We start from the raw sequence: 24,376 nt of genomic DNA on the forward strand, positions 1-24,376 counted from the left end.
CGCAGCATCTGGAACGAATACTCGGAAATGCGCGCACGCTCTCCACCGCAAATCATCGCCCGAAATCCAGATCATCCCGCTCCAAGCGAAACCGCACATAGCTGACGCCATCGCGGTCGTCCTCCCGCACTCGCCGCATGCCAAGCTTCGTCGCCACGCGCTGCGAGCTCAAATTGTTCGGCGCGATATCAGCGATCACACGAGGCAACCGAACGGTGCCGAACGCATGGGCGACGAGGGCGCGCGCGGCCTCCGTCGCTATGCCGCGCCTCCATGCATCGCGCACGAGCCGCCAGCCGATTTCTACATCGGGGCCCACGCCATGATCGGGAATCAGCAGCACCCAGCCGACGAACCGATCGGGCAAAGCGCGTTCGCGAATCGACCAATAGCCGAGACCCGGCGGATACGGTCGCGTCGTGCGCAACTCGACGAATTGCCGATGCGCGACAGGATCATGCCAAGGTCCAGCGATATAGCGGGTGACCTCCGGGTCGCGATCCATCGCAAGACATGCGTCGACATCCGCAAGCGTGCGCTGCCGAATCAGAAGGCGGGGCGTATCGAGCGGAGGCAATATCGCAATTGACTGTGGCATATCAAACAACTTTCGCTTTTATGACACTTTATTTACTACCATGAGTATTTGCATACACACGGTAGGGATTAATACCAATGCGCACGTCGCCTACCATGCAACCGCTTAAAGGTGCGCGTACACTCCTCGTGCCAATACGCGCTGCCCGCACCTGCGTGATCCGCGATGCGGAACGATATGGAGCCTAAAGGAGAACAAGCAATGGCATGGACTCGCGAACAACGAAACGTAACGATTGCGGCCTATTTAGGTTGGACGCTCGACGCATTCGATTTTTTCTTGATGGTTTTCATCCTGAAAGATATTGCAGCGGAATTCAATACCAAAATCCCGGCTGTCGCCGTGGCGATTACGCTGACGCTGGCCATGCGACCCATCGGCGCGCTGATTTTCGGCCGGCTCGCCGACCGGTTCGGCCGACGCCCGACGCTGATGGTCAACATCGCGTGTTACTCATTGCTCGAACTGCTGTCAGGCTTTTCGCCCAATCTCACCACCTTGATCGTATTGCGTGCGCTGTTCGGCATTGCGATGGGCGGCGAATGGGGTGTGGGCTCCGCGTTGACGATGGAGACCATTCCGGCGCGCTCGCGCGGCGCAGTCTCGGGACTGCTCCAAGCGGGTTATCCGAGCGGCTATCTGCTGGCGTCGGTTGTATTCGGGCTGCTTTACGAGCATGTCGGCTGGCGCGGCATGTTTTTCGTGGGCGTGGTCCCGGCCCTGCTCGTGCTGTATATCCGCAAGAGCGTGCCGGAATCGCCGGCGTGGCGCGTCATGGAAACGCACGAGCGTCCCGGTCTCATCGACACATTGAAGAAGAATTGGGTCCTTTCTGTCTATGCAATCGTTCTCATGACAGCGTTCAATTTCTTCTCGCATGGCACCCAGGATCTTTACCCGACCTTCTTGCGCGAACAACATGCGTTCGATCCGCATATGGTCTCGCGCATTGCCATCGTGCTGAATGTCGGTGCGATCATCGGCGGCCTTTTCTTCGGTTCAATGTCGGAAAGAATCGGCCGTCGCCGCGCGATCTGCATTGCAGCATTGATCGCAATACCTGTGCTGCCGCTGTGGGCCTTCTCAAATGGCGCATTGGCGCTCGCAATCGGTGCCTTTCTGATGCAGATTTCGGTGCAAGGTGCATGGGGTGTGGTGCCGGCCTATCTGAATGAAATCTCTCCTGACGAAATACGCGCAACGTTTCCGGGCTTCGTTTATCAGCTCGGTAATTTGATTGCCTCCGTGAACGCGACCCTGCAGGCCTCGTTCGCGGTCAGCCACAACAACAACTACGCGCTCGCGCTCGCGGTTGTCGCGGGTGCCGCTTCCGTTGTGATCGCCGTGCTGATCCTCTTTGGCCGCGAGCGGCGCGGCATCGATATGCTGAGTTCTGCTCAACGCGTCGGGGAGTAGGCTTGACATTGACGTGACGGTTCGCCGGCCTTTGCACCACAGAGACGACGCAAGGGCCGGCCCCGACTAGAGGAGTCTCCCCACAAACAATGCTTGCTGCCGAATCGATCCGTTTTTATCGTTGCAAAAATAACAAATTTCAATCGCAGACTTGAATCGCTTGTTCGCGGCCGGGCGACCGGCATGGGAGGCGCACATGGCAGTTCGCACACCGAACCGGGCAACCGGCGATACCAAGGCGCGCATCCTCGATGCAGCCGAAGACATCTTTATCGAATACGGCTTCGAAGCGATGTCGCTGCGGCAAATCACGTCACGAGCCGACGTTAATCTTGCCGCCGTCAACTATCACTTCGGCAGCAAGGAAGCGCTGATTCACGCGATGCTATCGCGGCGTCTCGACCGCCTTAACGAGGAGCGGCTCAAGCTGCTTGAGCGCTTCGATACGCAGCTGGGCGAGCGGCTCACGTGCGAACACGTACTCGGCGCGATGTTCATCCCTGCGCTGCGGCTATCACGCGATCCGCGCGCAGGCGGGCGCGCATTCCTCAAGCTGCTCGGTCGCGCCTATACGGACCCGTCGACATTCATTCACAACTTCCTCAACGGGCATTACGCCTCGGTGGCCGAGCGTTTCTTCGATGCGTTTCAGCGCGCGCTACCGCATCTGCCGCGCGAGGAGTTGGGTTGGCGGCTGCACTTCGCAATCGGCGCGCTGTCCGGAGTGCTCGCCGGAGGAGACACCGACAATCTGATCGCCGAGTTCTCGCAAGGACAATCGATGAGCGACCTTCAATTGATTGCGCGGTTAGCATCGTTGATGGTCGCAGCGCTGAAGGCACCGCTACCGGATGCGACGCAATTGGCGGCTTTCGCCGCCGTGCTTGGCGACGCTGCCGACGGCACCGACGCCACCGACGGAATCAGCGCCTGCGGCTCGCTCGATCGTCACGCGGAAACGGTCGGTGTCGGCCATGCGCCAAAGAGCGCGCAAGACGATATGTCGTCGATCGCTGCCGCCCCCTCTTCGCATCCGCTTGGCGCCGCAGAACACTTGAGCGCCGGACGTGGCGCGCCAAGTGCTTTGAGCTGAGGCAGCGTACCCGCCACCTGCAGCCCAAGGAGAACCGGTCATGGTCTGGCTCTTCGTAGCGCTCGCCGTTGTGGCGGGCGCTGTATTGCTCGTGTATCAAGCCTCCGCGCGCGTGTGGTTAGCCATATGCGCGCTCTGGCTCGCCGCCGCCGCGAGCGCCCTTTCCTGGCATTCGGCCACCGTGGCCGTGCTCGCGTTACTGCTGCTGGGTCCGGCCTGTCTGCTCTCGATCAAGCCGCTACGCCGGCGCGTGCTGTCCGCGCCCGTGCTCGCCGTCATGCGCCGCGCGCTGCCGCGGATGTCGCCGACCGAGCGCGATGCCATCGAAGCCGGCACCGTCTGGTGGGAAGCCGAACTCTTCTGCGGCCGTCCGCGCTGGGACACGTTGCTCGCGCTCGGGCCGCCGATGCTCAGCGATGAAGAGCGAAGCTTCATTGATAAGGAGTGCGAACGACTTGCCGAGCTCGTCGACGATTGGGAGATCACCACTGTCTTGCAGGATCTCTCTCAGCCCGCGTGGCAGTACATCAAAACGCAGGGCTTTCTTGGCATGATCATCGGCAAGGACGACGGCGGTCGCGCATTCAGCGCCTATGCGCATTCGCAGGTGATCATGAAGCTTGCATCGCGCTCGTCGACGGCGGCAGTGTCGGTCATGGTCCCAAATTCCCTTGGCCCGGCCGAGTTGCTGCTCCATTACGGCACGCCGGAACAAAAAGCGCATTACCTGCCGCGGCTCGCATGCGGCGACGATATTCCGTGCTTCGCTTTGACGAGCCCCTACGCGGGCTCGGATGCGGCCGCCATTCCCGATATCGGCATCATATGCAAGGGCATGTTCGAACAACGCGAGACGCTCGGCTTTCGCATCACCTGGGAAAAACGCTACATCACGCTCGGCCCGATTGCGACGGTGCTGGGCCTGGCGTTTCGCGCGCGCGACCCTGATCACCTGCTGGGACCGAACACGGAGCCCGGTATCACCTGCGCGTTGATCCCGGTCACGCACGCGGGCGTCGAGATCGGGCGGCGCCATTGGCCGCTCAATGCGGCCTTTCAAAACGGCCCGAACGCCGGGCGCGACGTCTTTATTCCGATCGATTGGGTCATCGGCGGCCGGGCGGAAATCGGTAATGGCTGGCGCATGCTGATGGAATGTCTCGCGGCCGGACGCGCCATTTCCCTGCCATCGGCCAGCGTCGGCTTCGCGAAGACCGCCGTGCGAGGCGCGAGCGCCTATGCGGCCGCGCGCCGGCAGTTCAAGATGCCGATCGGCAAATTCGAAGGCATTCACGAACCGCTCGCGCGCATGGGCGGGAATCTCTACGTGATGGATGCGATGCGGCGGCTATGCGCACAAGCGGTCGATCTCGGCGAGAAGCCCGCTGTGCTGTCAGCCATCGCGAAATATCACGTGACCGAGCGCGGGCGACGCGTCGTCAACGACGGCATGGATATCCTTGGCGGCAAAGGTATCTGTCTCGGTCCGTCGAATTTTCTCGCGCGCATTTATCAGCAGTTGCCAATCTCGATCACCGTGGAAGGCGCGAACATCCTCACGCGTTCGTTGATCATCTTTGGCCAAGGCGCGATTCGCTGTCATCCGTATCTGCTGAGGGAAATGGCCGCGGCACGCGAGCCCGATTCGAACGCGGCGCTCGTCGCTTTCGACGACACGGTGTTTCGTCATGCCGCGTTCGCCGCGTCGAATGCATTGCGCAGTTTCTTGCATGGTTTGAGCGCCGGCTTTTTCATTGCCCGTCCGCGTCGCGCGAGCCCGGCACTGCACCGGTACTACCGCGCAACGACGCGTCTTTGCATCGCCTTTTCATTCGTGGCCGAGGTATCCCTGCTCTCGCTGGGCAGCGCACTCAAACGCCGCGAGCGGTTATCGGCACGGCTCGGCGACGTCCTCGCGCAGCTCGTGTTGATTTCGGCCACGCTCAAGCGCTTCGAGGACGAGGGACGTCTTGCTGAAGATCTGCCGCTCGTGCAGTGGGGCGTCGAAGATGCGCTCGATGCGGCAAGCGATGCGCTCGATGGTCTCTTCGCCAATCATCCCAATCGCTTTATCGCGGTCTTTATGCGCCTCGTGGCGTTTCCATGGGGCTTGCGCCGACGCAAACCCGCCGACGCGCTCGCCAGTGCCGTCGCAACGCTTTTGCAAACACCGTCGCTTGCGCGCGAGAGGCTGCTAGCCGATTCGTACCTCTCGCTCGATGAAAGCGACGCGCTCGGATGCGGGGAGCGGCTCTTTGCGCTGATTCCGAGCGTTGCCGCCATCGAAGACAAGCTGCGCGATGCCATCGACGCCGGGCGGATCGCGCCGATGCCGCAAAGCCTGCCCGAGATCTCCGCGTGGGCGGCACACTTGCGAGCCGAACGCCATCTCGAGCCGAACGAGCAGGCCACACTCGATGCCTACGCGCGGTACGGCAAGCAATTCATCGCCGTGGACGACTTCGCGCCCGATCTTCGTTAGCGCGGCGCTCGCGCATGCACACGCGCATCGACAATCGTCAATGCGACCGCGCGTTCATTGCTGATCGTTTCGATCACACTGCGGCCGGCGCCTTTCACGAGCCGCTTCAATACAAACGCATCCGATGGGCGAAGCACACCCAAGATCATTGCGGGCTCGCTGGCCAATTCGGTATACCAAAGCGCGGCAATATCGCATCGCAGTTCGACTGCATGCGCACCCGCCAGTATCGCCTTGCGTGCAAGCGCCACGCTCTCTTCGAGCGCCGCATCCACCACCACCCGCACCGCATTCGTCGAGCAATGCGCCCGCATAGGCGAATTGCCGATGGCTACCGCGGCGCTCGGCAGCGCTGCCGCGCTCCCTGCGATTTTGATGAAGGTGCGCCTATTCATGTCGTCGATTGCTCGTCTTACGTATAGCCGCGTCGCGAGCGCCACACACGCGGCCAGATACCGGATTTGCCGGGCGCCAATACACCGTCCGGATCGAGCGCATCCTTGATCGCTTCCGAAAAACGCAGCAGTGCGCCGTCGTTGAAATCGTACTGCGCCGCTGCGAGGTCCATGTAGGCCAGATGCGTGCGGTATTCGCCATAGCCCGCCGCGCGCGCGTCGCTGATGAGCACACGTAAAAGATCGTAGGCCGCCTCGGTCTGCTGCGGGTTGCCGCGATCGAAGATCATCGCCACGATGTGATGCAAATGACGTGTGCCGGCCGTGAAGCCACCGTAATAATCGAAACCGTATTCCGCCATGCGTGCCTTGGCAACTGAGTATTGCCGCATGGCGTCACTCCCCGTGAACGGGCAGATCGGCGAAAAATCCACGTGTGCTCCCGCACCGCCGCGCCAGTCGAGCATTCGAAATGCGCTCATCGCCGGCACGCCCGCCATGTTGCGATCGGCGCCGCCCTCGGGCACTTCGCCGCCCGCATAGCGTACCGCTTCGATCCGCATGCCTTTCACGCCAGAAAAAGCGCGCTTGGTGATCGCGAACTGCGCATCGACGATTTCCTCTGCCCCATAGAGCCCGAAACGCAGGTTCCAGCGCCCGATATCGAGCCGCTTCACCATCGCGGCAATCGCCGACTCGGGCATCGCCCCCTCGCCTTCATACCATTGCGCGCGCGACGAAACGCCCGCGGCGAAGCGAACCGCCCCCTCCACGACAGCATGATTACGTATCGTCTCGTCGAGCTTCAAAGGCCGCAAGGTGTCGATGATCGCTGCGAGGTCCGCCTCTTCGCGAAACCGCAGATGGGCGAGCCGGTACGCCTGCGGGCGCGGCATCAGTGCAATGCCAAGCTTCGTGACAATGCCGAAATTCGACTGCATGAACATCGCATCGTACGACGGACCGAAACCAGGCTTGTAGAGCTGCCACGATTTGCCGATCTCGATGCCGCCCATGCCTGTGCGCACCACATCGCCACTTGCCAGCACGACTTCCATGCCGCACTGCATCGCGGCGTGATCGCCATAAGGCGTATAGCCAAAGCCGCGCTCGAGCGTATTGCCGACGACGCTGCCCCAGCCCGCCGCGGGCGGATCGATCCACAGCTTGATCCCGTGTTCCCGCAAATGTTGGTATAGGTCGAAATAAGTCACGCCGGGCTCGACGAGCGCGTACGCAAGCGTCTCATCCACCTCCAGCACGCGATTCATCCGCTTGAGATCGACCACGATCGAGCCCGACAAACGCGGGGCCGCACCACCGTACGCGAAGTTTCGTCCGGTCGAAACCGGCCATAACGGCAAGTGATAGCGACGGGCAACGCGCAAAATTTCCCGAATGTGGTCGACGGAAGCCGGCAATATCGCCGCACTCGCGCTGAATCGTTGGGCTCGAGGGCCGCTTTGCGGGCCCGGCCCGAAAGGGTCGGCGTAGTCATTCAGTTCGTTGTCCGAACTGATGACATTAGACTCGCCGACGATCGATGCAAGCTCGCGCAATGCATTGCGAAATTGGGCATAAGAAAGATTGGGCGGCAGCATGCTCAGCGCGCTCCGCGCAAAAACGGGTTCGTTTTTAATTTCAATTGGCGCTCCCCGGAATGCGGCGTAAGGTATGTCCCAATGAGCCGGCATTGTCCCATGACCTGGCCGCATTGCGTGACGCCACCCTGTATTGCGCGGGCACCATGGATGCCACGCGAGCTTAATTGGAAAATTCGCGGAACTCGAATCGGTTATGCGCCTCTATGGAACATTTCGTTACGCGCGGATATGTCCAATGCGGGTTCGAACGAACCCACGCCGGCGCGCACGGGGTAAAATCCCCGCCAGCCAAGAATCGCGCGCGCACCGTCGCGCATCACTAACCAACCTGGAGCAGCCTGAGCTGCCATCCTTGCAATGCCGAATCCCGCAGAATCGCACCCGCAGAATGACTTCATGAACGCCGCTCGCAAAGAACGCAAGCGCGTCGAGATCTATCTCGTTAATGGCATTCGTCTGACGGGATGCATCGAGTCGTTCGACCAATATTTGGTCATGCTGCGCACGCCCGTCGGGCTGCAAGGCATTTATAAGCGCGCCATTTCCACCATTCAACTCGATACCGGCACGCGTCCGGGGCCGCGCGGCCCGCGTACCGGCGGGTACGGCGAGCGCCACGGTTCAGGTGGGCCTCGTGAGTCGCGCGAACCGCGCGAGCCGCGTGAAGCGCACAGCAATCACAGCACGCACGTCACACCCGGAACGTCGGAGCGCTCGAGTGACGGCCCCGTTGTCGTCACGCGCCGGCGCAGGCCCTTTAGCACCGGGCCTCATAACGAACCGGGGCACAGCAACGGCAACGGCAACAATAGCGGCGACGAAGGCAGCAACGATAGCGAGTAAATAAGCCCGCGCGAGAGTCCGCTCGGGTCAGGCATCAAGCGTGGATCTGGATTGCCCGGCACGCAACTCGGCTCGTGAGCAGCCGTTCTCACGTTGTGCGAGCCGATCGAGCAACGCCTCGGAACGCGCACGCTGCTCGCGCGTCAGTTCGAACTGGCGCCGCATGGTCAATACGCGCCGCTGCCAATACTCGACAGTGAGCATGCGGTTCTCGGGCTCGCGTATTGCCCGCTCCAGATGATCGAGGTCCGCATCGACCAAATGAAGCGCATACGTTCGGGGGCTTCGTTCCGTCTGCTCTATCGCCTCGATGTGCTCAATTTGCTCGATTTGCTCTGTAGTCATTGCTGTTCCGTTCAAAGAATTCAGCGATGAAGTGGCAAGATGGATGCCAGCTTTGAGCGGAAAAACGCTAAGCGCATGGCGGACGGCGCTACCGGGACGGATGGGGCGCGTCGTTTTCGCTTCGGACGAATAGGTTCTGACTGGCAACGATTACATCGCCGCTGCAGTTTGTGCATGATTGTCGGCAGGCGGCCTTCCCGCCCGCCGAATCATCAGATGGAAGGTTCGGCAAGGCCGCTTACACCGCCGAAAAGTCGTAATCGCGTTCGACCTTGCAAATGCGCGTCTTGTACGACGCATACCACTGCGAGCGCCCGAGCTTTTGTGCGATCAAATGTTCGCTGTTGCGCTTCCAGGCCGCGATCGCATCGAGGCTCTCCCAATACGACACCGTAATGCCAAGCTCTTCGCGCGCCGACTCGACGCCGAGAAAACCCGGCTGCTGCGCGGCTAGCGCTGCCATGGTTTGTGCCATTTCCCCGTAGCCGTTATCTCCCTCGGTTCGCGTCGATGTGAAAATGACAGCGTAATATGGCGTGACTTTAGTGTCGGCAATTGGCATGCTATTCCCCTCGATAGGCTGGTCAAATGGTATACCATTGTTCCAAAAAACCATGGATTTGTCAGATATGCAAACACGAGTGGACTCGACAGGCGAAGCGATCGCCGAATCATTGCGCGAGCTGATCGCGAGCGGTGAACTGGCGGACGGTATGCGCCTGGTCGAGCGCGATCTGGCCGAACGCTTCGCGGTCAGCCGTGTTCCGTTGCGCGAAGCATTGAAGAAGCTGGAGGCCGACGGTCTAGTGGAGATCCACAGAAACCGCGGCGCCACAGTATGTACGCTCACGCCGCGCGATATCCAAGAGATCTATGACTTGCGGATGCTGCTCGAGGGCAACGCCATTTTTCGGGCCGTCAAGCGCATGGACGACGAGACGCTCGGCCGCGCAACGCTCGTTCATCGTCTGCTCGGCAAGGCCCGTACGCACGCCAAGCAGGGCGAGCTCAATCGCGAATTTCACGCGTTGCTTTACGCACCATGCAACAATGCGCGACTGATCGAGGCAATCTGGGGGTTGCGCGCGCAAGTGGAGCGTTACGAACGCCTGCAAACGACGCTGCTCGCCGACACGCCCGCCTTCCAACACGAGCATGCCGAGATTCTCAAAGCTTGCCGCGAGCGCAACGCAAGGCTTGCGCGCGCAGCGACGCTCGCGCATTTGGCGTCGGCCAAGCGGATTGCGCAACAGGTGGCGATGCAAACGCCCGTGCCGCGCTGACGACGCGAGCCGCATTGCCCGCATTGCCCTTTTTCACGCGCGATTATTCGTGGTTAGTCGTGACCTTTGCGTAAAGACGCGTGTTGCGCAGCTTGCCGTCGGGGTCGGCTCGTTCGGCTCGCAACACACCTTCGAGTTGCATCCCTACGCGCTCGCAGACACGAGCGCTCCTGTGATTGTATTCGTCGACAAACGCGGCAATCCGGCGCGCGCGCATGTGGATTGTCGCGAAGTCGATCAACCCTTGCACCGCTTCGGTCACGAGCCCTCGACCGAGTAACGATGTGCGGCCCCACCAGCCGGCGAAAAATGCGGGCACCGACCACTCCGGGTCATGCAAGCCGCAGCAACCAGCGACCGAATTGTCACTACGCAACATGATCAGAAAACGGAAATCGCGTCGGCTGACGAACGCGTCAAGGCCCTCGCGACAGAAGCGTTCAGAGCGCTCGACCGAAGGCACATCGAGCGCCCACGGTAAAGACGCGGGAAATTGCCGTAGGCCGTCGAGCGATTCCCGCACCGCTTCATAAACACGCCCGCCATCGCCCGCTTGCGGGCAGCGGACGATCAAACGCTCGGTTTCGAATGCGTCAGGAAGGTCGGGAAGGAGCGGCTGCATATGTGCACCACGGCGAGCAACGTTGCGGCGCGATCAGTGGACGCGCCGCGGCAAGCCTTGATCCGCTTGACGTTGCAGCACTTGCACCTGACGCCGCATCGCACGCAACTGCTCTTGAGCGTTATGCTTTTGTGCATCGAGTGCAAGCGTCTCGTCACGCGCCTGCTTCTGGCGGCCCGCAACGAGCGCCTGTTGCTGGCTTGCAACATCGATATCGGCCTGGAGCCGGTCAGCCCGGGCCTGCGCAAGCGCGATTAAATGTTCCGTGTACGCCTTTTGGGCGGTGAGCTTCGTGCGACGCAATTCGACGTCCGCGAACTGCGCGCTTTTGCGCACAAATTCTGTATAGATAGCCTCCGCTCGCGCCTCGTCCTGCGTCTTGATCACGCGCCAGAAGTTCTTTTGCTGAAAAAGCGCGACGTAATAGGTCAGTTCCTGGCTGTGCAGCAACAGGCTCGCGCCGTAGGTGCCGTTGTAGCTGGTACGCAATTCCGCGAGTTCGTTATCTTGCACGAGGCGCTGCAATTCGGCCACGTTTCCCTGCGCTTGCTTCGCGTCACCGGCTGCCTGGACAGCGGCCGGTTGCTGTTCTTGCGCACTGAGCGCGGGCGCGGCAGCGGCGTTCGCGGGCGCGACATCTGACGCCGGCGTCTGGGTCAACGCCGAGACTGTTGGCGCGGGCGCCGCCATGCCACCGTTCGATTGCGCCCCTGCACAGCCGAACATGCCCATTCCCCCGACTACGACGAGCGCCGCCAGCGCCGTCCCCCGCAAATGCGAAAAGTGCCTCATTGTCAATTCCTGCGCGAGTAGTTCTATTTTTTTGGAGCGGCCTGACCCACTGACTCAGGCGCGTCATTATTGCCTACTTTTTCGGATTTCGGGCCTTTGATCAAATATTTGGTGGTTACGCATCGTTTCTCGCAACACTTTCCGTCGACACAATGTGCACGCTGCCGCAGATTGCGCAGCCGGGCGCGCCTGACTAGAGGGTCCACTATCAACGGGGCGGTTTTTTTCGCGCGTAACCTGCGCACATTCCTATAAAGCGCAGCGCGTGCCACGACAACGCCGCTCCGCGAGCAAGCGATAGACGATTAACTCAAGGAGGACGACATGACGCACTTCTCGCGCAACGCCGCAATAACCGCCCTGCGCACTGGCGGCGAACTAGCAGGACGAGCGACAAAACGAGCGCTATTGGCGAGTGTTCTGCTGGCGAGCGCCGCTGGAGCGTTTGCGCAGAACGCAGACACGCCAGTCGGAGTATGGCAAACGGTGGATGACCATACCCGTCAACCGAAAGCGCTCGTGCAAATCACGCAAAATTCGGATGGCACACTAAGCGGCAAGGTCATCAAGGGGCTCAACCCTGCTGATTCGCCGGAGCGCCGATGCACCGAATGCACGGACGACCGCAAGGACCAGAAGATCCTCGGCATGACCATCATTCGCGACATGAAGCAAGACGGCGAAGGATGGGATGGCGGCAACATTCTCGACCCCGAGAACGGCAAAGTTTACAAATGCAAGATGAAGGTCGAGGACGGTGGCCAGAAGCTGCTCGTTCGCGGCTATATCGGCATCTCGTTGCTCGGCCGTTCACAAACATGGGTACGCCAAGCGAACGCCGCTTCTGCACAAGCACAAAACTGAACGGCGAGTGCGCATAACGAGAGGCGAGCAAGCATGTGATATGCGCCCGCTCACCTCTCGCATTCAACCTTCAGCCCGCAGCGCTTCCCGCATGGCGGAGATGGCAATGCGCCAGCTCTCACGCAGCGCGCCTCAACGCCGCCAGGTAAGCCAGGGTCGGCGCGTCCACGCTTGCGAAAACCGGAATAGCCATCTTTCGCGGCTTGTGCGTAGCCCGCATGCGCGCTTTGATCGACTCGCAAAGCTCCTTCGCGGCGTCACCATAAAGCGCCTCAAGCACGCATTTGAACACACCCGCGTCGTACCACATCTTGAAGCGCCGATGACAGGTTTGATACGACGGGTAGCGACGCGGCATCGACGACCACGCCGCCCCGCTGTAAATCACCCACAGTACGCCGTTGAGAACGGCACGCGTATCCGTGAGCGGGCGACCACGCATGGGCTCGCTTACTTGCAGTTCAGGAAACAGCGTGACCACGCGGTGCCATTGCTGGTCAGTTATTTCGCGATAAGGGGTCATGTGCGGCTCCTTCGTGAGAATGGATGCACAATAGGCCCCGAACGCGCGGGCGAACATCAGATTAATCCGAATATTGCGTGCTACTTTCAGGTCAGCGACGTATCGACCAATCTGCGCGGCGCCTCGAGGTACTCTTTCGATTGCATCTCGACCAGACGTGACACCGTTCGGCTGAATTCGTTAGCCATCGGCCCTTCCAGATAGAGCGCCTCGGGCGCCACGGCCGCCGACATCAGCAGCTTGACCTTGTGGTCATAGAACACGTCCACAAGCCACGTGAAGCGGCGCGCCTCGGACGCCATGCGCAGTGTCATCTGCGGAACGTCCGAGACAATCACCGTGTGAAAGCGCGACGCCAATTCGAGATAGTCGTTTTGCGAGCGCGGCCCGCCGCATAGCGTGGCGAAATCGAACCATACGACGCCATCGGCACGCCGCAACGCGCGCAGTTCCCGTTTCTCGATGTGCAGCAGCGGGCTTTCGTCCGGCACGGCGGCCAGTTGAACGAACGCGGCACGCAATTCGCTGTTTGCCTGCGCGCCAAGCGGAGTGTGATAAACCGCCACTTGCGCAAGCGTGCGCCGGCGATAGTCGACCCCCGCGTCGACATTCAGGATATCGAGCCGTGCCTTGATAAGTTCGATCGCCGGCAGCACACGGTCGCGATGCAAGCCATCCGGGTACAGCGTGTCGGGATCGTAGTTCGACGTCATCACGAACTGCACCCCGTTGTCGAAAAGCCGGGAAAGCAGGCGATGAAGAATCATCGCGTCAGCAATGTCGGAGACGTGGAACTCATCGAAGCAAATCAGCCGATACCGTTTGGCCACACGGCGCGCAAGCTCGTCGAGCGGGTCCGCCTGCCCCTTGAGTTCATCGAGTTGGCGATGCACCTCGCGCATGAACTCGTGAAAATGCAAACGCGTTTTTCGCTGCACCGGCACGACCGCATAAAAGCTATCCATCAGGAAGCTCTTGCCGCGCCCGACACCGCCCCACAGGTAAACGCCGCGCGGCAGATCGGGATGAACGAGCAGCTTTCGCCATGCATTGGAGCGCCGGGCCTTGTAATCGACCCACTCCGCATAGCAATGTTGCAAACGGTTCACCGCCAGGAGCTGCGCATCATCGGATAGGTAGCCGCGTGTGCGAAGCTCGTGTTCGTAATATTCGATGACGTTCATCGTGAAAGACAAAAAAAGCGGGGGGGTGCAGCCCCGCCCGCTTTCGTCGCAGCAAGATCAGTGAGATCCGATCCGTGCCCGACGTGAGCACCCAAACCGCGACGGCGCCCTACTTGTTGAGCGAGCGCTTGTCGACGGCGAGCGCCGCTTCGCGCATGACTTCCGATAACGAGGGATGCGGATGGCAAATGCGGCCGATGTCTTCGGAGGCCGCCTTGAATTCCATCGCGACCACCGCTTCGGCGATCAAGTCGGAGGCGTTCGCCGAAATCACGTGCACGCCGAGCAACTCATCCGTCTTTGCATCGGCAATCATCTTCACAAAGCCATCCGGCTTGGCTATGCCGAGCGCGCGGCCATTGATCGAAAACGGGAACTGCCCCGTCTTCACTTCGCGCCCTTCCGCTTTCAGTTGCTGCTCGGTCTTGCCGACCCACGCAATTTCCGGCTCCGTGTAGATCACCCACGGGATGCAGTTGTAATCGATGTGCGGCTTCTGCCCATCGATGACCTCGGCCACGAGCGAGCCTTCGTCTTCGGCTTTGTGCGCGAGCATCGGGCCGCGCACCACGTCGCCGATTGCGTAGACGTTCGGCACCGACGTGCGGCAATGATCGTCGACATCGATAAAACCGCGCTCGTTCGCCTTGAGACCAATCGCTTCGAGGCCGAGGTTATCGGTGTTAGGCACGCGGCCGACCGAGACGATCAGCCGATCGGTTTCGAGCGTTTGATCCTTGCCGTCCTTGTCCTTATAGGCGATCGTGACGCCCTTGTCGGTCGCCTTGATTTCGCCGATGCTCACGCCGAGATGGATATCGAGGCCCTGCTTCTTGAAGAGTTTGGCTGCCTCTTTCGCGAGCGATTCGTCGGCCGCGCCGAGAAATTGCGGCAGCGCCTCGAGCACGGTCACTTGCGCACCGAGCCGGCGCCATACCGAACCAAGTTCGAGCCCGATCACGCCAGCACCGATTACAGCAAGCTTGGCCGGCACCGTGTCGAAGGCCAGCGCGCCTTCGTTGTCGGCGACGATTTTGTTGTCCACCGGTACGTTCGGCAAGTGACGAGCCTTCGAGCCCGTGGCGATGATCACATTCTTCGCCAGCACGACTTCGTTCGCGCCCTCACCGCTTACTTCGATCTGCACGCCGGCGTCGCTCTTGCCGACGAACTTGCCATGGCCTTTGAGCCACGTGATCTTGTTCTTCTTGAAGAGAAACTCGATGCCGCTCGTCATTTTCTCGACAATGCCGTCCTTGCGCGCCAGCATCTTCGTGATGTCGATCTTCACATCGCCGGCAACGATGCCGTGCTCTGCCAAGTGATGCGAGGCGTTCTCGAATTCCTCCGACGACGCGAGCAGCGCCTTCGACGGAATGCAGCCAACGTTCAGACACGTGCCGCCGAGCTTGAGCACTCCGGCCGGGTTCGTCCATTTCTCGATGCAGGCGACGCTTTTACCGAGCTGCGCGGCGCGGATGGCGGCGATATAACCGCCAGGCCCTGCGCCGATCACAACGACGTCAAATTCTTGAGACATTACAAATCCTTTCTATGACGCGAACGCACGCGGCCGTACGCCGCGTGCGTTCGCAACGAAGCGCAGCGAATTACAGGTCGAGCAGCAAGCGCGCCGGGTCCTCGAGCGCATCTTTCATCGCGACGAGCGACAGGACGGCTTCCCGGCCATCGATGATGCGGTGGTCATACGACAACGCCAGGTAGTTCATCGGCCGGATGACGATCTGGCCGTTTTCAACCACCGCGCGTTCCTTCGTCGCGTGCACACCGAGGATGGCCGACTGTGGCGGGTTGATGATCGGCGTCGAAAGCATCGAACCAAACACGCCGCCGTTCGAAATCGAAAACGTGCCACCCGTCATTTCTTCGATCGAAAGCTTGCCGTCCTTCGCCTTCTGGCCAAACTCGGCGATTTTCTTTTCAATCTCGGCGAGGCTCAGTTGATCCGCATTGCGCAGGATCGGCACGACGAGACCGCGCGGCGAACCGACCGCAATACCGATATCGAAATAGCCGTGATAGACGACATCGGTCCCGTCGATCGATGCGTTCACCAGCGGGAACTTCTTGAGCGCATGAACGGCAGCCTTCACGAAGAACGACATGAAGCCGAGCTTCACGCCATGTTCCTTCTCGAACTTGTCCTTGTACTTGTTGCGCAGCTCCATGACGGGCGCCATGTTCACTTCGTTGAACGTCGTGAGAATAGCGTTGGTCTGCTGCGATTCGAGCAAGCGCTCGGCAATACGCTGGCGCAGGCGCGACATCGGCACCCGCTGCTCGGGGCGGTCGTTGAGCCACGTTTCAGCCGAAGCCGGCGCCTTCACGCCCGGCAGCGCAGGCTTCGCGGCGCGAGCCGGTGCGGCGGCCGGTGCCTTCGCCGCGGCGGCTGGCGCCGGTGCGCCGGCGGTCAGCACGTCGCCCTTGGTGATGCGGCCATCGCGCCCTGTGCCCTGGACCTGATCGGCCGAGAGGTTTTTCTCGGCCATCAGCTTGCCGGCACTCGGCGATGCAGGGCCACTCGACGTTGCAGCAGGTGCAGGTGCAGGTGCAGGTGCAGGTGCTGGTGCCGGTGCCGGTGCTTGTGCCGCGGCGGGCGCGGCAACCGGCGCCGCTGCGGCGCCCGCTGCGGCTTTGCCTTCCGTATCGATCTTCGCAAGCAGTTGCTCGGACTCAACCGTCTCGCCATCGCCCACGAGCACATCGGCCAGCACGCCCGATTCGGGGGCCGGCACTTCGAGCACAACCTTATCGGTTTCGATCTCAACGAGCGTTTCGTCGCGCGAGACCGCTTCACCGGGCTTTTTCTTCCAATTCAGCATCGTGCCTTCCGAAACCGACTCGGAAAACTGCGGAACCTTGACTTCAACAATAGCCATTTGATTTTTCCTGAACTCTATTCTGGTGTGGAGCGCGAACCGCACGGGAAAGCGTCGTTGCGCTTTCCCGGTCCGCTGTCATCTGGTTATTTTGCGATCGACGCGCTCTTGAGACGGCCGAAAGCACCTTCGATGAGGGCCTTTTGCTGTTCATAGTGCTTCGCGTAGTAGCCAACCGCGGGCGAGGCCGACGCAGGACGTCCGCTGTAAGCCAGCTTCTGCCCTTCGCGCAGGCCTTCCTTCAGATGGTGCTCGACATAGAACCAAGGCCCTTGGTTTTGCGGCTCGTCCTGCACCCAGACCACTTCGGTCGCACGGTCGAACTTCTTCATTTCCGCTTCGAACTGCTTGTGCGCGAACGGATAGATCTGCTCAATCCGAAGAATCGCCACGTCGGTCACCTTCGCCTCGCGACGATGCGCGATGAGGTCGTAGTAGACGCGCCCCGAACAGATCACCACACGCTTGACCTTTTTCGCATCGATGGCGGCATCGACTTCGCCGATCACTGGCTGGAATGCGCCGCTCGCAAGTTCCGATAGATCCGAGATGGCTTCCTTGTGGCGCAGCAGCGACTTCGGCGTGAAGACGATGAGCGGCTTGCGGAACAGGCGAATCATCTGGCGGCGCAGCAGATGGAAGATCTGCGCGGGCGTGGTCGGCTGCACCACTTGCATGTTGTGCTCGGCGCACAGTTGCAAATAGCGCTCGATACGCGCCGACGAGTGCTCCGGGCCCTGCCCTTCGTACCCGTGCGGCAGCAGCATCGTCAGACCGGAGACGCGGCCCCACTTCACTTCGCCAGACGAGATGAATTGATCGATGACCACTTGCGCACCATTGGCGAAATCGCCGAATTGCGCTTCCCAGGCCACCAGCGTGTTCGGTTCGGCAGTTGAATAGCCATATTCGAAGCCGAGCACGGCCTCTTCCGACAGCACCGAGTCGATTACCTTGAACGATGCTTGCCCTTCGGCGACGTTTTGCAGCGGGATGTACGTGCCGTCGTTCCAGCGCTCGCGGTTTTGATCGTGCAACACCGCATGGCGGTGCGTGAACGTGCCGCGGCCCGAGTCCTGACCGGTCAACCGCACCGCATAACCCGATGCCACGAGCGACGCATAGGCAAGATGCTCGCCCATACCCCAATCGAGCGCCGCATCGCCACGGGCCATCGCGCGGCGGTCATTCACGACGCGCTCGACGAGCGGATGCAGCTTGAAGTTCTGCGGAACGGTCGTGATGCGCTCGCCGAGCCGCTTGAGTTCCGCGAGCGGGACGGCCGTATCGGCCGCATCAGTCCACTTGCGGTTCAGGAACGGCACCCAATCGACCGCATACTTGCTCTTGTAGTTTGAGAGCACCGGGTCGACCGTATGGTGGCCCGCGTCCATCGCTTCACGGTAGGCCTTGACGAACGCATCGGCGTCTTGCGGGCCGATCACGCCCTGCTGCACGAGCTTTTCCGCATACAGCGCGCGCGTGCCCGGATGCTGAGCGATCTTCTTGTACATCAACGGCTGTGTGACCGCCGGCGTGTCCTGCTCATTGTGACCGAGCTTGCGGAAACAAACGATGTCGATCACGACATCCTTGTGGAACTGCGTACGGAAGTCGATTGCCAGTTGCGTCGCGAGCACGACCGCTTCGGGATCGTCGCCATTCACGTGCAGCACCGGCGCCTCGATCATCTTGACGACGTCCGAGCAATAAAGCGTCGAGCGCGCGTCGCGCGGGTCGGAGGTCGTGAAGCCGATCTGGTTGTTGATGACGATGTGCAGCGTGCCGTGCGTGCCGTAACCGCGCGTTTGCGCGAGGTTCAACGTTTCCATCACGACGCCTTGGCCGGCAAAAGCCGCGTCGCCGTGAATTTGCACCGGCAACACTTGCAGGCCGTTGTCGTCGCCGCGGCGGTCCATACGTGCCTTCGCCGAACCCTCTACCACCGGATTGACGATTTCGAGGTGCGACGGGTTGAACGCGAGCGAGAGGTGCACGGGGCCGCCCTCGGTCGACACATCCGACGAGAAGCCCTTGTGATACTTGACATCGCCCGCGGGCAGGTCGTCGACGTGCTTGCCTTCGAATTCGGCAAAGAGATCCGACGGCATCTTCCCGAGCGTGTTGACCAGCACGTTTAGACGGCCGCGGTGCGCCATGCCGATCACGATTTCCTGCACGCCGTTCGCACCGCCGTGGCGCACGACTTCATCCATGGCTGCGATGAAGCTCTCGCCGCCTTCGAGCGAAAAGCGCTTTTGGCCGACATAGCGGGTATGCAGATAACGCTCGAGGCCTTCCCCGGCCGTGAGCCGGTTCAGAATGTGTTTTTTCTTCTCAGCCGTGAAGTTGGGTGTCGCGCGAGTCGATTCGAGGCGCTCTTGCCACCAGCGCTTCTGCTCGGGGTCGCTCACATACATGAACTCGGCGCCGATCGTGCCGCAGTAGGTATCGCGCAGCGCTTTCACGATGTCGCGCAGCGATGCCTGTTCGAATCCGAAATACAGATTGCCGGCACTGAACGTCTGGTCCATATCGGCTTCGGTGAAGTCGTAAAAACCAGGCTCGAGCTCAGGAATGGAAGGACGCTCGCGGCGCTTGAGCGGATCGAGATTCGCCCATTGCGAGCCGAGGAAACGATAGGCGCTGATCAGCGACTGAACGTGAACCTGCTTGCGTGCGGTAGAGAGATTCTCGCCGGCTCCGCGTGGGATGAAAGCATTGGCTTTCGCGCGCTGGGCGAACGATTCGACGATCGGACCGTGGGCGACATCGTTCGCGCTCGTGCCGTCCGAGGCGGGAACATTTTGCAATGCGTCGAAATACTCGCGCCAGTTGTCGGGAACCGACGCCGGGTTGTCGAGATATTGCTCGTACAGTTCTTCGACGTACGGAGCATTGCCGCCGAACAGGTACGAGTTCAGCTGGAATTGCTTCATCATATTTACGCTCACCTTTCTTCGAGTTTCTCGAGAAATAGCGGGTTACGAAACCTTCCGCGACACGGCCTGACCGTTTAGCGGATTGCGCGAATCAAGTCTTGCTTGGAAGGACCTAAAACTAGCAACGGGAGCATATCACAGAACGAATATTCGAGATTGCTGGGAATCGGCCTCCGCTTAACGAAAAAGCCGCCTTTTTTAGGGGCGGCTTCTTTTTTTCATTAGCGGATTTGCGCCAATTTGCGCAACTAAAGAGCAAAACCGACGCGCGATTTAATCGACCGAGGTTTCGCGGCTCGCGCGGCGACGCTCGTGCTCTTTCAGATAGCGTTTGCGCAGGCGAATCGACTGCGGCGTCACTTCGACGAGCTCGTCGTCGTCGATAAACTCGACCGCGTACTCGAGCGACATTTGGATCGGCGGAACGAGGCGAACGGCTTCATCTGTGCCCGACGCGCGCACGTTGGTAAGCTGCTTGCCCTTGATCGGGTTGACGACGAGATCGTTGTCGCGGCTATGAATGCCGATGACCATGCCCTCATAAAGCGCATCGCCCGGTTTCACGAACATGCGGCCCCGATCCTGCAGTTTCCACAACGCGTAAGCAACGGCTGCGCCGTCGTCCTGCGAGATCAGCACGCCGTTGCGCCGCTCGCCGAGCGAGCCGTCTTTAACCGGCGCGTATTCGTCGAACACGTGGCTCATCAGGCCCGTGCCGCGCGTAAGCGTCATAAATTCGCCTTGGAAGCCGATCAGCCCGCGCGCCGGAATGCGGTACTCGAGGCGCGTGCGGCCGCGGCCGTCCGACGCCATATCGAGCAACTCGCCCTTGCGGCGGCCCAACTCTTCCATCACGCCGCCCTGGTGCGAATCTTCCAGATCGACCGTCAGCAGCTCGTAGGGCTCATGCTTGACGCCATCGACTTCGTGCATCACGACGCGCGGACGCGAGACCGCAAGTTCGTAGCCTTCGCGACGCATGTTCTCGACCAAAATCGTCAGGTGCAGTTCGCCACGCCCGGAGACTTCGAACACGGTTTCGTCGCCAGTGTCGCGCACGCGCAACGCCACGTTATGGTTGAGCTCTTTCATCAGGCGGTCGCGAATCTGGCGGCTCGTGACGAATTTACCCTCTTTGCCCGCGAGCGGCGACGAATTCACGAGGAAGTTCATCGTGAGCGTCGGCTCGTCCACCGTGATCATCGGCAGTGCCTCGGGCGTATCGGGCGAGCAGATCGTGGCGCCGATGCCAATATCTTCGATGCCGTTGATCAGCACGATATCGCCGGCTTGCGCCTCTTCGACCTGCACACGCTCGAGGCCGTGAAACGACAGCACTTGATTGATCTTGCGGTTCAGGATCTCGCTGTCGGGACCGAAGCGCACCGCGACGGGCTGGCCGGGCCGAATGCGCCCGCGCGTGATACGGCCCACGCCGATACGGCCGACATACGTCGAGTAATCGAGCGAAGTGATCTGCAATTGCAGCGGGGCATCGGGATCGGCCGGGCGGACCGGCACGTGCTGGAGAATGGCCTCGAACAGCGGCCGCATATCGCCTTCGCGCGCAGCCGCGTCGAGCGACGCGTAGCCATTCAGGCCCGATGCATAGACGATCGGGAAATCGAGCTGTTCTTCGGTTGCACCGAGCTTGTCGAACAAGTCGAACGTTTGATTGATGACCCAGTCGATACGCGCGCCGGGGCGGTCCACCTTGTTGACGACGACGATCGGCTTGAGCCCGAGCGCAAGCGCCTTTTTCGTCACGAAGCGCGTTTGCGGCATCGGACCTTCGACGGCATCGACGAGCAGCAGCACGGAATCGACCATCGACAGCACGCGCTCCACTTCGCCGCCGAAGTCGGCGTGGCCCGGCGTGTCGACGATGTTGATGTGCGTGCCTTCGTATTCGACGGCGCAGTTCTTCGCCAGAATCGTGATACCGCGCTCGCGCTCGATATCGTTCGAATCCATCACGCGTTCGGCGATCTGCTGGTTCTCGCGGAACGTGCCCGACTGACGGAGCAGTTGATCGACGAGCGTCGTCTTGCCGTGGTCGACGTGGGCAATGATGGCAATGTTGCGAAGGGCGCGAGTCATAGTTCTGGACGGTTGCGTACGCCGCACACCGTGCCGGATACATTGCCCGCATCGGCAATGCTCCCCGCAAGCGGCGCAAAAAGACGCACTTTGAGTAGCCAAAGAGTATATCACGTGCGCTTGACAAAAGCTCCCGCTGCCTCATATCTCGGCTCGCTGCACGTTCGCCGGGAACCGGTCAGAATTGGTGCGGCATCGTGCACCGCCATCGCCCGAAGATACTTGCCATGACAATCTTTGCAAACTAAAATCATGCCTAGTCAACTATTGTAGAGTCATGAAATAACGCCATGAGCCACCCGTCCGACATGCCGCCCCCGCAAATCCGTGACTTCCAACTCGACGAAGCGGTGGGCTACTTGATCGGGCGAGCCAAATCGAGCTTATCGAACCTGGTCACGCAGCGCACGCTCAGCGAACTCGGCATTACGAGCACGCAAGCCAGCATGCTGTTCATGATCGGTTCGGGCCGCTGCCAGCTCGCCGCCGATCTGGCGCGTCATTACGGCATCGACGCCAGCGCGGTGACGCGCCTCGTAGATCGGCTCGAAAAGCGGCAGTTGCTTTCTCGCGTTCGCAGCAGCGAAGACCGGCGGGCCGTTCATCTGGAGTTGACATCGGACGGCTATGCGATCGCTGCGCGGCTGCCGGAGATTTTCTGCGGGGTCGGAGACGAAGCGTTGGCCGGGTTCACGCCCGAGGAAGTCGGCTTCCTGAAAAGCATGTTGCGGCGCATTCTCGCGAATACCGGCGAGCCTATCGACGGTTCGCCTCGGCGGTAGCGAGAGGAGTCGTTTCAGTTTCCCAGCGCTTCAAGCAAAACTTTCAAGAAAAACAAGTTGCAATGTCCACTATCAAACTTGAGTCGAAAGGCCGTGCAATGACATCTCTTTCAGCGCCACGCCGCGCGTTCGGGCCGAAAAGCGCCGCCGCCATGACAATCGCCGCGTTCGTGCTCGCCGGTTGTGCAAACTACGCCGGAATCAAGAGCGACAAGGCGCCCGAGCGCGTCGCGAACCTCGATACGGCGCAAAGCCTGCAGGCCGAGGGCGGACAGTGGCCGACGCTCGAGTGGGCAAGCCAGTTCGGCGACCCGCAACTGCCGAAGCTCGTCGCGGAGGCGCTCGAGGGCAATCCGTCCGTCGCACAAGCGCAGGCGCGGCTTGCCAAGGCGCAGTCGTACATCGAAAGCACGCATTCGAATCTGTTGCCCAAAGTCACGGGAAGCTACACCATCACGCGCGAGCGATTCTCGGGCAACGGCCTTTATCCGCCTCCCTTCGGCGGCAACTGGTTCACCGAGCACAATGCGCTTGCCAGCGCGTCGTGGGAACTCGACCTTTGGGGCAAAAACCGAGCTCGCCTCGCGTCCGCTGTCTCGCAACAGCGGGGCGCGCAAGCCGAGATGCAGCAAACGCGGCTCGCGCTGGCATCGTCGGTGGCGCGAACCTATAACCAGCTGGCGCAGCTTTACGCGATGCGCGATATCGCCGCGCGTGAAGTCGCCAATCGTCGGGAAGTCAGCTCAATTACGAATGGCCGCGTCGTCGCGGGGCTCGACACCAGCGTCGAAAAACAAACGGCACTCGGCAACATCGCCGCGACGCAAACCACACTTTCCGATCTCGACGGTCAGATCACGGCCGTGCGATATCAGTTGGCCGCGTTGCTCGGCAAGGGCCCGGATCGCGGGCTGCAAATCGCCGAGCCGGTGCTCGCGCCGAGCGGCGCAGTGACATTGCCCGATAACTTGCCAGCCGATCTCGTGGCGCGCCGCCCCGACCTCGTCGCGGCGCGTTGGCAGATCGAAGCTGCGTTGCACGACGTGAAAGAAGCGAAGGCCGAGTTCTTCCCCGATATCAATCTGGCGGCGGCGGCGGGCTTCGACGCGTTCGGATGGAGCCGCTTTTTGCGAGCGAGCAGCCGCCAGTTGCAGGCAGGGCCGGCCGTTCATCTGCCGATTTTCGATGCGGGCGCGCTACGCGCGCAACTCAAAGGCCGCTATGCCGATTTCGATCTCGATGTCGCGAACTACAACCAGGCATTGATCGGCGCGCTGTCCGATGTCGCCACGCAAGTGACGTCGATTCGAGCGATCGATCGGGAAATGGCCGATGCGCAGCGTGCGCTCGACGCGTCGAGCGAAGCCTACCGGCTTGCCGTTATTCGCTATAAGGCGGGCCTCTCGCCCCAGTTGCAAGTGTTGACAGCCGATATCAACCGGTTATCGGCCGAGCAAACCCTGACGAACCTCAAGATGCGTCGGCGCGATTTGCAATTCGCGCTCATCAAGGCACTCGGCGGCGGATTCGATGCGAACACGGCTGGAATCGGCATGCCCGACGCGCCGGCGCAGACGGATGCAGCGGCCACAGCCCCATCGAGCTGAT

21 protein-coding genes are annotated in these 24,376 nt (G+C 61.0%); 8 read left to right on the forward strand and 13 right to left on the reverse strand.

All coding sequences use genetic code 11. The features are described 5' to 3' along the window. Nucleotides 1–52 precede the first annotated feature (52 nt). On the reverse strand, nt 53–598 hold the full coding sequence (locus ACSQ20_RS11285; protein ID WP_436019911.1) for a GNAT family N-acetyltransferase: 546 nt from the start codon (nt 596–598) through the stop codon (nt 53–55). A 201-nt stretch (nt 599–799) separates the two neighbouring features. On the opposite strand from ACSQ20_RS11285, the gene ACSQ20_RS11290 reads away from it, so the two are divergent. From ACSQ20_RS11290 to ACSQ20_RS11300, 3 genes are all read left to right on the forward strand, one after another. After that, nucleotides 800–2,014, forward strand: a complete 1,215-nt coding sequence (locus ACSQ20_RS11290) for an MFS transporter (protein WP_436019913.1) — start codon at nt 800–802, stop codon at nt 2,012–2,014. A 196-nt stretch (nt 2,015–2,210) separates the two neighbouring features. Continuing rightward, nucleotides 2,211–3,107, forward strand: coding sequence for a TetR/AcrR family transcriptional regulator (locus ACSQ20_RS11295; protein WP_436019915.1), 897 nt, complete (start codon nt 2,211–2,213; stop codon nt 3,105–3,107). Nucleotides 3,108–3,147: 40 nt separating this feature from the next. Next, entirely contained in the window at nt 3,148–5,589 is a 2,442-nt protein-coding gene (locus tag ACSQ20_RS11300; protein ID WP_436019917.1) for an acyl-CoA dehydrogenase, read from the forward strand. On the opposite strand, the gene ACSQ20_RS11305 is transcribed toward ACSQ20_RS11300, so the two are convergent. Both ACSQ20_RS11305 and ACSQ20_RS11310 read right to left on the reverse strand, forming a co-directional pair. Beyond that, complete coding sequence (locus tag ACSQ20_RS11305; protein ID WP_436019919.1) at nt 5,586–5,984, reverse strand: hypothetical protein; 399 nt, start codon at nt 5,982–5,984, stop codon at nt 5,586–5,588. The two genes, ACSQ20_RS11300 and ACSQ20_RS11305, sit on opposite strands and share 4 nt — an antisense overlap. Before the next feature lie 17 nt (nt 5,985–6,001). Then, nucleotides 6,002–7,585 carry an FAD-binding oxidoreductase gene (locus tag ACSQ20_RS11310; protein WP_436019921.1) on the reverse strand — a complete coding sequence of 528 codons (1,584 nt, stop codon included), beginning with the start codon at nt 7,583–7,585 and terminating at the stop codon, nt 6,002–6,004. A gap of 360 nt (nt 7,586–7,945) precedes the next feature. On the opposite strand from ACSQ20_RS11310, the gene hfq reads away from it, so the two are divergent. Then, a complete protein-coding gene (hfq, locus tag ACSQ20_RS11315; RefSeq protein ID WP_436019923.1) occupies nt 7,946–8,431 on the forward strand; it encodes an RNA chaperone Hfq in 486 nt (161 codons plus the stop codon). A gap of 27 nt (nt 8,432–8,458) precedes the next feature. Here hfq and ACSQ20_RS11320 read toward each other — a convergent pair whose 3' ends face one another. Together ACSQ20_RS11320 and ACSQ20_RS11325 are read right to left on the reverse strand one after the other, a co-directional pair. Next, a complete protein-coding gene (locus ACSQ20_RS11320) occupies nt 8,459–8,776 on the reverse strand; it encodes a hypothetical protein (RefSeq protein ID WP_436019925.1) in 318 nt (105 codons plus the stop codon). A 238-nt stretch (nt 8,777–9,014) separates the two neighbouring features. Then, a complete protein-coding gene (locus tag ACSQ20_RS11325) occupies nt 9,015–9,338 on the reverse strand; it encodes an antibiotic biosynthesis monooxygenase family protein (RefSeq protein ID WP_436019927.1) in 324 nt (107 codons plus the stop codon). A gap of 67 nt (nt 9,339–9,405) precedes the next feature. On the opposite strand from ACSQ20_RS11325, the gene ACSQ20_RS11330 reads away from it, so the two are divergent. Further along, nucleotides 9,406–10,059 (forward strand): GntR family transcriptional regulator, encoded by a 654-nt coding sequence (locus tag ACSQ20_RS11330; RefSeq protein WP_436019929.1) that lies wholly within the window; start codon nt 9,406–9,408, stop codon nt 10,057–10,059. Between the two features lie 43 nt (nt 10,060–10,102). Here ACSQ20_RS11330 and ACSQ20_RS11335 read toward each other — a convergent pair whose 3' ends face one another. Continuing rightward, nucleotides 10,103–10,681 (reverse strand): GNAT family N-acetyltransferase, encoded by a 579-nt coding sequence (locus ACSQ20_RS11335; RefSeq protein ID WP_436019931.1) that lies wholly within the window; start codon nt 10,679–10,681, stop codon nt 10,103–10,105. 33 nt (nt 10,682–10,714) lie between these two features. Next, entirely contained in the window at nt 10,715–11,473 is a 759-nt protein-coding gene (locus tag ACSQ20_RS11340; protein WP_436019933.1) for a DUF2968 domain-containing protein, read from the reverse strand. 324 nt (nt 11,474–11,797) lie between these two features. On the opposite strand from ACSQ20_RS11340, the gene ACSQ20_RS11345 reads away from it, so the two are divergent. Next, nucleotides 11,798–12,337 carry a DUF2147 domain-containing protein gene (locus tag ACSQ20_RS11345; RefSeq protein ID WP_436019935.1) on the forward strand — a complete coding sequence of 180 codons (540 nt, stop codon included), beginning with the start codon at nt 11,798–11,800 and terminating at the stop codon, nt 12,335–12,337. Between the two features lie 118 nt (nt 12,338–12,455). Here the strand turns inward: ACSQ20_RS11345 and ACSQ20_RS11350 are convergent, their stop codons facing one another. The 6 genes from ACSQ20_RS11350 to typA all read right to left on the reverse strand — a co-directional run bounded on the left by ACSQ20_RS11350 (nt 12,456) and on the right by typA (nt 21,986). After that, a complete protein-coding gene (locus ACSQ20_RS11350) occupies nt 12,456–12,860 on the reverse strand; it encodes a transposase (RefSeq protein WP_436019937.1) in 405 nt (134 codons plus the stop codon). An 86-nt stretch (nt 12,861–12,946) separates the two neighbouring features. After that, nucleotides 12,947–14,044 carry a cell division protein ZapE gene (zapE, locus tag ACSQ20_RS11355; protein WP_436019939.1) on the reverse strand — a complete coding sequence of 366 codons (1,098 nt, stop codon included), beginning with the start codon at nt 14,042–14,044 and terminating at the stop codon, nt 12,947–12,949. A gap of 109 nt (nt 14,045–14,153) precedes the next feature. Then, complete coding sequence (gene lpdA, locus ACSQ20_RS11360) at nt 14,154–15,584, reverse strand: dihydrolipoyl dehydrogenase (protein ID WP_436019941.1); 1,431 nt, start codon at nt 15,582–15,584, stop codon at nt 14,154–14,156. Nucleotides 15,585–15,654: 70 nt separating this feature from the next. Next, on the reverse strand, nt 15,655–16,944 hold the full coding sequence (gene odhB, locus ACSQ20_RS11365; RefSeq protein ID WP_436019943.1) for a 2-oxoglutarate dehydrogenase complex dihydrolipoyllysine-residue succinyltransferase: 1,290 nt from the start codon (nt 16,942–16,944) through the stop codon (nt 15,655–15,657). Between the two features lie 86 nt (nt 16,945–17,030). After that, on the reverse strand, nt 17,031–19,886 hold the full coding sequence (locus tag ACSQ20_RS11370) for a 2-oxoglutarate dehydrogenase E1 component (protein ID WP_436019945.1): 2,856 nt from the start codon (nt 19,884–19,886) through the stop codon (nt 17,031–17,033). Nucleotides 19,887–20,159: 273 nt separating this feature from the next. After that, nucleotides 20,160–21,986: a translational GTPase TypA gene (typA, locus tag ACSQ20_RS11375; RefSeq protein WP_436019947.1), complete on the reverse strand. Its 1,827-nt coding sequence runs from the start codon at nt 21,984–21,986 to the stop codon at nt 20,160–20,162. Between the two features lie 290 nt (nt 21,987–22,276). Here typA and ACSQ20_RS11380 point away from each other — a divergent pair, with 290 nt between their 5' ends. Together ACSQ20_RS11380 and ACSQ20_RS11385 are read left to right on the forward strand one after the other, a co-directional pair. Next, on the forward strand, nt 22,277–22,768 hold the full coding sequence (locus tag ACSQ20_RS11380; protein WP_436019949.1) for a MarR family winged helix-turn-helix transcriptional regulator: 492 nt from the start codon (nt 22,277–22,279) through the stop codon (nt 22,766–22,768). 98 nt (nt 22,769–22,866) lie between these two features. Continuing rightward, entirely contained in the window at nt 22,867–24,375 is a 1,509-nt protein-coding gene (locus ACSQ20_RS11385) for an efflux transporter outer membrane subunit (protein ID WP_436019951.1), read from the forward strand. Nucleotide 24,376 lies beyond the last annotated feature (1 nt).

This window comes from Trinickia sp. LjRoot230 (assembly GCF_964253315.1).
Taxonomy (GTDB): Bacteria; Pseudomonadota; Gammaproteobacteria; order Burkholderiales; family Burkholderiaceae; genus Trinickia.